The sequence below is a fragment of the Prosthecobacter sp. genome, assembly GCF_044373815.1.
Lineage (GTDB): Bacteria > Verrucomicrobiota > Verrucomicrobiia > Verrucomicrobiales > Verrucomicrobiaceae > Prosthecobacter.
In genome coordinates this window covers 1-8,119 of sequence record NZ_JBIPNG010000303.1, presented here as the reverse complement: position 1 = coordinate 8,119, position 8,119 = coordinate 1, and the positions used below count along the sequence as shown (strand labels likewise).

Sequence of the window (8,119 nt, the reverse complement as noted above, 5' to 3'; positions counted from 1 at the left end):
TACTCAAGGTTCTGCGGGCTTTGGCAGCGTGGGCTCGCCTTTCAACCACCCCAGCGAGGCAAGGAACTTATCCGTGGCCAGCAGTGTCTCGTAGTAAAACTGCATCTTGCCACCCTTGCCGGGATTGAAGAAGCCGTGCCCCTGCCCCTCATAAAAGATCGCCTCACAGCGCACCCCCGCCTTTTCCATGTTTGCCTTGAAGCGCTCCACGACCGCCACGGGGATCAGCTTGTCCTGCGTGCCGAGGAAGATGATCGCCGGTGGATCATCAGCACTGATGTTGTGCGCCGGGGAAAACTCTTTGAAGCGCTCACCCACTCGGGCATAGCCCCAGCCCTGATCCGGCCCGTTGTCGAAGACAGGATTGAACAACACCAGCGCATTGGCTCTCGGCGAGATTTTCACATCGTCCTGCGGGTCATCCAGCCCCTCCACCATGCCCACAAACGCCGCCAGATGCCCGCCCGCGCTGCCACCTCCGGCACCGATGCGCTTCGGATCAATCCCAAGCTCTTCCGCGTGGCCACGCACCCAGCGCATCGCTGACTTCGCATCATGCACACAATCGATGGGAGCCCCCTGGTCGCCCTTCGCAATCAACCGGTACTCCACCTGAATGCACACCATGCCACGCGTGGCCAGATAGTCACTGTGCTGGGTGAACTGAGTCGGCCCACCGCCCACCCAGCCACCGCCATGGAAAAACACCATCGCCGGACGTTGATCGCTGATTTTCCAGTCCGGCGGATTGACGATGCTGAGCTTCAACTCACGCTCACCCGCCTTCTTGTAAATGTGGGTGGTCGGTTCAGCGGCAGACAGTGTGAGAGCCAGAAAAAACAGGAGCAAAAAGGAACGAAACAGCATAAATGGATCTGAACGCACGGGTTCATGTCCGCTACAACGCGGCCTGTGAATGCAGTTTGCAAAATAAACGGAATGGCGGTCAATCTCACCTCAGGCATGAATTTCACTTCCGACCCTGCACTGCTCTATCTTCTCGGCGGCACTCTGGGAGTACTCGTCCTCGCTTCGGTCATCGGCTGGGTGCTGGCAAAACGGGCTGTATCGGACTCCGCCAAGGTCACCGTGGCAAACCTAAACGCACGTACCAAGGCTTGGTGGGGCATGGTGGCCGTCTTTGCCGGGGCGCTGGCCGTGGGGCCCATGGGTGCGACGATCATGTTTGGTCTGACCTCCTTCATGGCGCTACGGGAATTCATCACTCTCACGCCAACGAAACCGGGGGATCACCGCACGCTGTTCTGGGTGTTTTTCATCATCACGCCGCTGCACTACTACTTTTTGGCGACTCAATGGTACGGCATGTTTGCCATCTTGATCCCGGTCTATGCCTTCCTTCTGGTGCCAGTGCGCACAGCGATGGCCGGTGACTGCGATCGCTTTTTGGAGCGCACTGCGAAAATCCAGTGGGGCCTGATGATCTGCGTCTACTGCATCAGCCATGCGCCCGCGATTCTCCTTCTTCTCAAAATCCCCGGCTTTGAAGGCCAGAATGCCAAGCTGCTGTTCTGGTTCGTCACCGTCGTGGAGATGAGCGACGTGATGCAGTACGTCTGGGGTAAAACCTGCGGCAAGCACAAGATCGCGCCCACGGTAAGCCCCGGCAAAACCTGGGAAGGCTTTCTCGGCGGTGGTGCGACGACCGTGGGCCTCGGTGCCGCGCTGTGGTGGGCCACCCCGTTTACGCCTCTTCAGGCGGCAGGCATGGCAACGATCATCGTGCTCATGGGCTTCGCCGGAGGCCTTGTCATGTCCGCCATCAAACGTGACCGCGGCGTGAAGGACTGGGGCACCGCCATCGGCGGCCACGGCGGCGTCATGGACCGCATGGACTCCCTATGCTTCGCTGCACCGGTCTTTTTCCATGTGGTGCGCTACACCTTCGATGCGTGATGCTTGGAAAGCACGGTGGTGGCCGCGACGTACACCATCCCCATGCTTTTCCGTGCCTTCATCGTTTCTGCCGCTCTGACCGCCACCGCATCCGCGGCGACGAAGCTCGACTTCAACCGAGACATCCGGCCCATTCTCAGTGACAACTGCTTCGCCTGCCACGGCTTGGACGCCAAGAAACGGAAGGCCGATCTGCGGCTCGATGTCCCGGAAGTCGCCTACAAGGCCATCGAAGGCGTGTTCCCCATCAAGCCCGGCAGCCCCGAGGCAAGCTCCGTCATCCAGCGCATCCTGACCAAAGACGAGGATGAGGTGATGCCACCCCCTGAGTCGAACAAACACATCACCCCCGCCCGGGTGGAAATTCTGCAGCGCTGGATCAAAGAAGGCGCGGAGTTCAAAAAACACTGGGCCTTCGAAGCGCCCCTCAAAGCGGCACCGCCTGCGGTGAAGGGAACGGTTCAGAACGGCATCGATGCCTTCATTCAAGACCGCTTGGCCAAAGACGGCCTGCCTCCGTCACCCACAGCTTCCAAAGAAACCCTCATTCGCCGCGTCACGCTTGATCTGACCGGCCTGCCACCGACGCCGGCTGAAGTCGATGCCTTCATCGCTGACTCAGCGCCGGATGCGTATGAAAAAGTCGTCGCTCGCCTGTTGAAATCCGAACGCTACGGCGAGCACATGGGCCGCTTCTGGCTGGATGCGGCGCGCTATGCAGACACCCACGGCCTGCACCTCGACAACGAGCGCAGCATGTGGCCCTACCGCGACTGGGTCGTGCGCGCCTTCAATGCCAACCTGCCCTACGATCAGTTCACCATCTGGCAGCTTGCCGGTGATCTCCTGCCAAATGCCACCGTGGATCAGCAAATCGCGTCCGGCTTCAATCGCTGCAACGTCACCACCAGTGAGGGCGGCAGCATCAATGAAGAGTTCATTTTCCGCTACGCCGTGGATCGCGCGGACTCGACCGTGGCAGTATGGATAGGTCTCACCGCCGGCTGCGCCGTGTGCCATGATCACAAGTTCGATCCCATCTCCCAGAAGGAGTTTTACTCACTCTACGCCTTCTTCAACAGCACCGCAGATCCCGCCATGGATGGCAACATCCTCCTCACCCCTCCCATCCTCCGCCTGAGCACTGCCGAGCAGAAAAAACAGCTCGCGGAGCTCGATCAAAAATTGGTAGCCTCACAAACGAAAATCCGCGCGACGATCCAATCACTGAACTACACCGACCCCGCCACACAAACCCCGCCACCGCCGGTACAAAACAGCGAGCTCGTGTGGTTTGAAGACGCTTTCCCGGCAGGTGCCAAGGTCGGTGTCGCAGGCGAACCGACCCAGCTCATCACCAAGGACAAGGGCCCCGTTTTCAGCGGCACCACCTCACTCAAGCGCACCGCCACAGGTGTGGCTCAGGACTACTTCACCAGCGGCGCCAAATTCGACATCCCACCGAACGGCAAGCTCAGCGTTCAGTGCTACATCGACCCCGCCAATCCACCCAAGGCCATCATGCTGCAGTTCCACACCGCCGGCTGGAACCACCGCGCAGTCTGGGGCCAGGAAGGCGCCATCCCCTTCGGCCAGGTGCGCACACCGGAAAAAGTACAAATGGGCGAACTCCCCAAAGCAGGCGAGTGGGTGAAGCTGGAAGTGCCCGCAGAACGGCTGGGCCTGAAGCCCGGCATCAAGGTCAGCGGCTACGCCTTCACCCAGTTCGGCGGCACCGTTTACTGGGACCGGCTCGCCATGACCTCTCGCGTCGATCCGGCGAAAGATCCGCAGTGGTCATGGAGCAAATGGATTGAAAAAAACCAGGGCAAGCGCGTCGCCGAACTCCCCAACGACCTGCAGACTCTCGTGCGTGGCAAAAAGCCCGCCGAGTGGCCCGAGAAAGACGCCACACGGCTCAAGGAGTGGTGGTTTGAAAACGAGTATCAGGGCGCACGCAGCCTGGTCGAAGGTGCCCGTGGCGAGAAACTCGCCTTGGAGTCCCAAAAGAAGACCTTGGATGATGTCATCCCTGCCACCTTCATCATGGCCGACCTGCCGGAAAAACGTGACAGCTTCGTGATGGATCGCGGCCAGTATGACAAACCGAAGGACAAGGTCACCCGTGGTACCCCGGCTGTCTTTCCCCCTCTCCCCGCACAGGCCGACTACACGCGCCTCGATCTCGCCAAATGGCTCGTCAGCCCTCAGCACCCTCTCACCGCCCGCGTGCAGGTGAACCGCCTGTGGCAGCAGTTCTTCGGCACCGGCTTGGTGAAGACCAGCAACGATTTCGGCTCCCAGGGCGAACCCCCGAGCCACCCTGAACTGCTCGACTGGTTGGCCGTGACCTTCCGCGAAAGCGGCTGGGACATGAAGGCCTTTGTCCGCATGATCGTCACCTCCCACACCTACCAGCAAAGCGCGCAATGCTCCGACCTCGCGATGCAAAAGGATCCGGAGAACCGCCTGCTCGCCCGTGGTCCGCGCTTCCGTCTGGATGCCGAAGCCGTGCGTGATCAGGCCTTGTTCGTGTCCGGCCTGCTCAGCCCCAAGATCGGCGGCAAAGGCGTGAAGCCCTACCAGCCCGAGAACATCTGGGAGCCCGTCGGCTTCGGTGGCAGCAACACCCGCAACTACATCCAGGACCACGGCGAATCACTGTACCGCCGCAGCCTCTACACCTTCTGGAAACGCACCGCCCCACCGCCGAACATGACCTCGTTCGACGCCCCCAATCGCGAGAGCTACTGCCTCCGCCGCGAGCGCAGTAACACCCCGCTGCAGGCGCTCACGCTCATGAACGACATCCAGTTCTTTGAAGCCTCGCGCAACTTCGCCCAGCACGTCATGCAGGCCAATACCAGCACCGACGCGCGCATCACCGCCCTCTTCCGCAGCGCCACCGGCCGCTACCCCAGCGCCCAGGAAGCCGAGATCATCCGCCAGGACTTCACGAAGCAGCTCGCCGCCTACACCGCCAAGCCCGAGGAAGCCAAAAAAGCCATCACCTACGGCGAATCCACGCCCGACGAAAAACTCAACCCCGCCGAACTCGCCGCCTGGACCATGGTCGCAAACCTCGTCCTGAACCTCGACGAAGTGGTGACCAAAGGCTGAGTTTGATTCCCCAGTACCAAAGGTGCGGCCTATCGCAGCCCAAGGCAACGCCTTGGGTTATCGGCAGCACTCCGCCATTTCACATTCTGGAGCCCTGAAAAGGCGGCCTCATTCCTCACTCAAACTCCGTCTCCCGATCCGCCGAAGAAAAGCAGATCACCATCTCCGCATCCACTCCATCCAGCGCACATGCATTGTGCCACTGACCCACAGGAATGGAGATCGTGTCACCGGGATTGAGCAGGAATTCCTGATCCCCCAGACTGTGCTCCAATCGGCCCTTGAGCAGGTGCAAAATTTCATCGCAATTGGGGTGCCTGTGACGCGGGTTCGTCTGGCCTGCCGGAATGATCACGTGCCCCATCGTCATCGTGGTGGAATTCCCCATCTCGCGCGAGGCCAGCCACGTAAGTTTTCCCCACGGCTGATCAATCAATATGCCTTCGGCAAACGTGCGAATAGGAGATCCATTCATGATGCCTGTCATGATTCCCACGACGATGAGTTTGGCGACAGATTTCTGCGTTCTGTCAGCGAGGTAAGTTGTTTGTAAACCAATGTTTAGAACATTGCTTACAGTTATTGAAACTCTACCGTGACAGCGTTCGCAGTTTTGAAAGCCCAACGCACCCTGTCATGCACCCCGCATCACTCACCTCCCGGTCCACGCGCTCTTCATCCGGCCTGCTGTCGAAACTCCGCGTCGTGGCCCTCTTGGGGCTGATGGGAATCCCGGGAATGGCATCGGATCTGCCCTCCTACCGCAGCCTGTTTGTCGATCAATCGCTGCGTCCTGATTCACGCTCTCTCGCTGCCTTCGACCTCGCCATTTTGAATCCCAAGGCGGAGCTCGACATGGAGCCAGGTCATGCACTGGGAAACAACTACTTCGCGCTGCTCGACGTCGCTCATTTCCGCACCGGCACACGTGCCGCCATGCAGGGCGCAGCCCGCCAGTTGTCCTCGAAACCTTCCGCCTCAGACCAGCAGACCCGCATCATCGATCCCACCGATCCCCAGTGGGTCCCCTGGGCGATCGAAGCCCTCGCAGACCCGGCCGCGAAGAAAGGGTTCGACGGTTTCGTCCTCAGCTTCGGCGCTGAAGCAACCACTCCAGCAGCACGCACCGCCGTTCTTTCGCTCGCCGCCACCCTTCGCCAGCGTTATCCGGACAAGCATCTCCTGCTTGATCTCAGTCTGGGGCTTGGCGTGGAAGCCGTTCATGTCGCCAATGGCTTCCTCGCCCTCGGCGTTTACACCCGCGAAGGCAGAAACGGCGTCGCGGACTGGACGCCCATCGTGGAAACACAGCGTCTCACACGCCTCATCCGCACCGTTCAGATGCAGGGCCTGCACGTTTTCGCCGTGGAGTATGCCTCTGCCGATGACCGCGCCGCCTGCCGTGAGGCCGCGCAGCGTCTCACCAGCCTCGGCGCGGTTCCCTTCATCACCACTCCGGCGCTGACCGGGGTCAATCTTGGTCCTTTGGAAGAAGTCTCCCGCCGCGTGCTGGTGCTGCATGGCTGGGATGAAAAGCACGTCGGCGAAAAATCCTCCGACTCTGCAGCCTCCCTCACCTCACGCCTTCTGCGTCAGTCCCTGGAATGGCTGGGCTGCGAACTCGATTTCCGTGCTGCCACTGGCACCAGCTTCCTGCCGGCAGACCATGATTTCGCCGCCGTCATCCTCGACTCCACCCTGGTCCTCAGCGCTGAACAGCAGACGATCCTGGCCGCCTGGCTGCCTTCACTGCGTGCTCGGAAAATTCCACTGCTTCTCACCGGCATGCCATGGACTGACGCCGCCGCACGCCATCTCGCCCTGCAGCATCTTGGCCTCGGTGGCAGCGCCCAGCCTGCAGCACGCCTCGTCAAAACGAACGTCGTCGCCATGGATTCCTCCCTGCTGCGTGTGAACACGAAAATCACCTCACGCTCGCTCGGCTTTCTCGATCTCACAGCCCCCGCAGACTCCCACATCGTGCTGGGTCTCTATGGCCAGGATGCCATGGGCACCGGACATCGCTTTGATCAGGCCTTCCTCACCAGCTGGGGCGGTGCATGGATTGATCCGGCTGCTCAGGCCGCCTCCTCACAGCTCGATCTTCCAGCCTTCCTCACTCAATGGCTCGGTACTGACCGCAGCCTCCCGGTGCCAGACACCACCACACGCACCGGTCGCCGGGTGTTTTACAGCCACATCGACAGCACCGGTTTCTCCACCCCTTCCACACTTCCCGGTTTCCCTCTGTGCTCCGAGGTCATGCGCGACCGCATTCTCGGCCGCAATCTTCTGCCCGTCACTGTTTCCGTTTGCGAGGCCGAGATGCGCGCCTGGCTGCCCGGCCAGAAGTCTGGCGAAGCCGCACGGCTGGAACACGTGGCCCGCAGCATTTTTGAAATGCTGCAGGTTCAGGCCGCTTCGAACTCCTTTTCACGTCCATCCCAATGGACCGCTGGCATCGACATCTCCGGCAAGCTCAATGACCGCGCCAAAACCACCCGTCACGACATGGAGCGCGAGATCGCCGGCTCCATGAGCTACATCCATCGCCGCCTGCTGCCGCTGGGCAAGGAGGTCAGCCTCATGCTCTGGCCTGCCAATGTCGCTCCATCCTCCGAGGCTTTGAGCTACTGCCGCGCCATGAGCATTGAGAGCCTTCCGTCGACCTCCAGCTTTGATTCCATCTCCTGCCCCTCAGGCTCACGCACGCCTCTCCGCATGGAGCCCCTCGCTCTTCGCTGCAGCTTCGCAGATGTGCGCACCGCAGCAGGCCTTGCTTCACTCGAAAAAACCTTCGCTGCCTGCTCGGAACAACCGCTGCATGCCATGACCACAGCAGCCTATGCCGCGAGCGTGCGCGATGCCCGGCACACCCGCATCATGCGCGCCGCTGCGGATCACTGGATCATCCTGAATGCCGGTGACTGCCGCACCCTGCGCCTGCCCGCGAGCTCCGGCCTGCCTGACTTGGCACGCTGCCAGGGAGTTTCAGGCTACAATGTGGATCAGGGCCAGCTCTACATCCACACCATGGGCTGTGCGCGCACCGAACTCGTGCTCACCAAAAACAAACCGGCGC

The 8,119-nt window shown here is 60.9% G+C and carries 5 protein-coding genes; 3 read left to right on the top strand and 2 right to left on the bottom strand.

Annotation, left to right across the window (positions count from 1 at the left end; genetic code table 11):
* Nucleotides 1–3: 3 nt before the first annotated feature.
* Nucleotides 4–867: an alpha/beta hydrolase gene (locus ACIREA_RS21130; RefSeq protein WP_397384336.1), complete on the bottom strand. Its 864-nt coding sequence runs from the start codon at nt 865–867 to the stop codon at nt 4–6.
* A 96-nt stretch (nt 868–963) separates the two neighbouring features.
* Between ACIREA_RS21130 and ACIREA_RS21125 the strand changes: the two genes are divergently transcribed.
* Both ACIREA_RS21125 and ACIREA_RS21120 read left to right on the top strand, forming a co-directional pair.
* Nucleotides 964–1,917, top strand: coding sequence for a phosphatidate cytidylyltransferase (locus tag ACIREA_RS21125; protein ID WP_397384335.1), 954 nt, complete (start codon nt 964–966; stop codon nt 1,915–1,917).
* A 42-nt stretch (nt 1,918–1,959) separates the two neighbouring features.
* Nucleotides 1,960–5,037, top strand: coding sequence for a PSD1 and planctomycete cytochrome C domain-containing protein (locus tag ACIREA_RS21120; protein WP_397384334.1), 3,078 nt, complete (start codon nt 1,960–1,962; stop codon nt 5,035–5,037).
* 115 nt (nt 5,038–5,152) lie between these two features.
* Here ACIREA_RS21120 and ACIREA_RS21115 read toward each other — a convergent pair whose 3' ends face one another.
* The gene (locus ACIREA_RS21115) at nt 5,153–5,512 is read right to left on the bottom strand and encodes a cupin domain-containing protein (RefSeq protein ID WP_397384333.1); all 360 of its coding nucleotides are present in this window, start codon (nt 5,510–5,512) and stop codon (nt 5,153–5,155) included.
* A gap of 161 nt (nt 5,513–5,673) precedes the next feature.
* On the opposite strand from ACIREA_RS21115, the gene ACIREA_RS21110 reads away from it, so the two are divergent.
* Nucleotides 5,674–8,119: hypothetical protein (locus ACIREA_RS21110; protein WP_397384332.1), on the top strand; the 2,446-nt coding region annotated here is incomplete at its 3' end.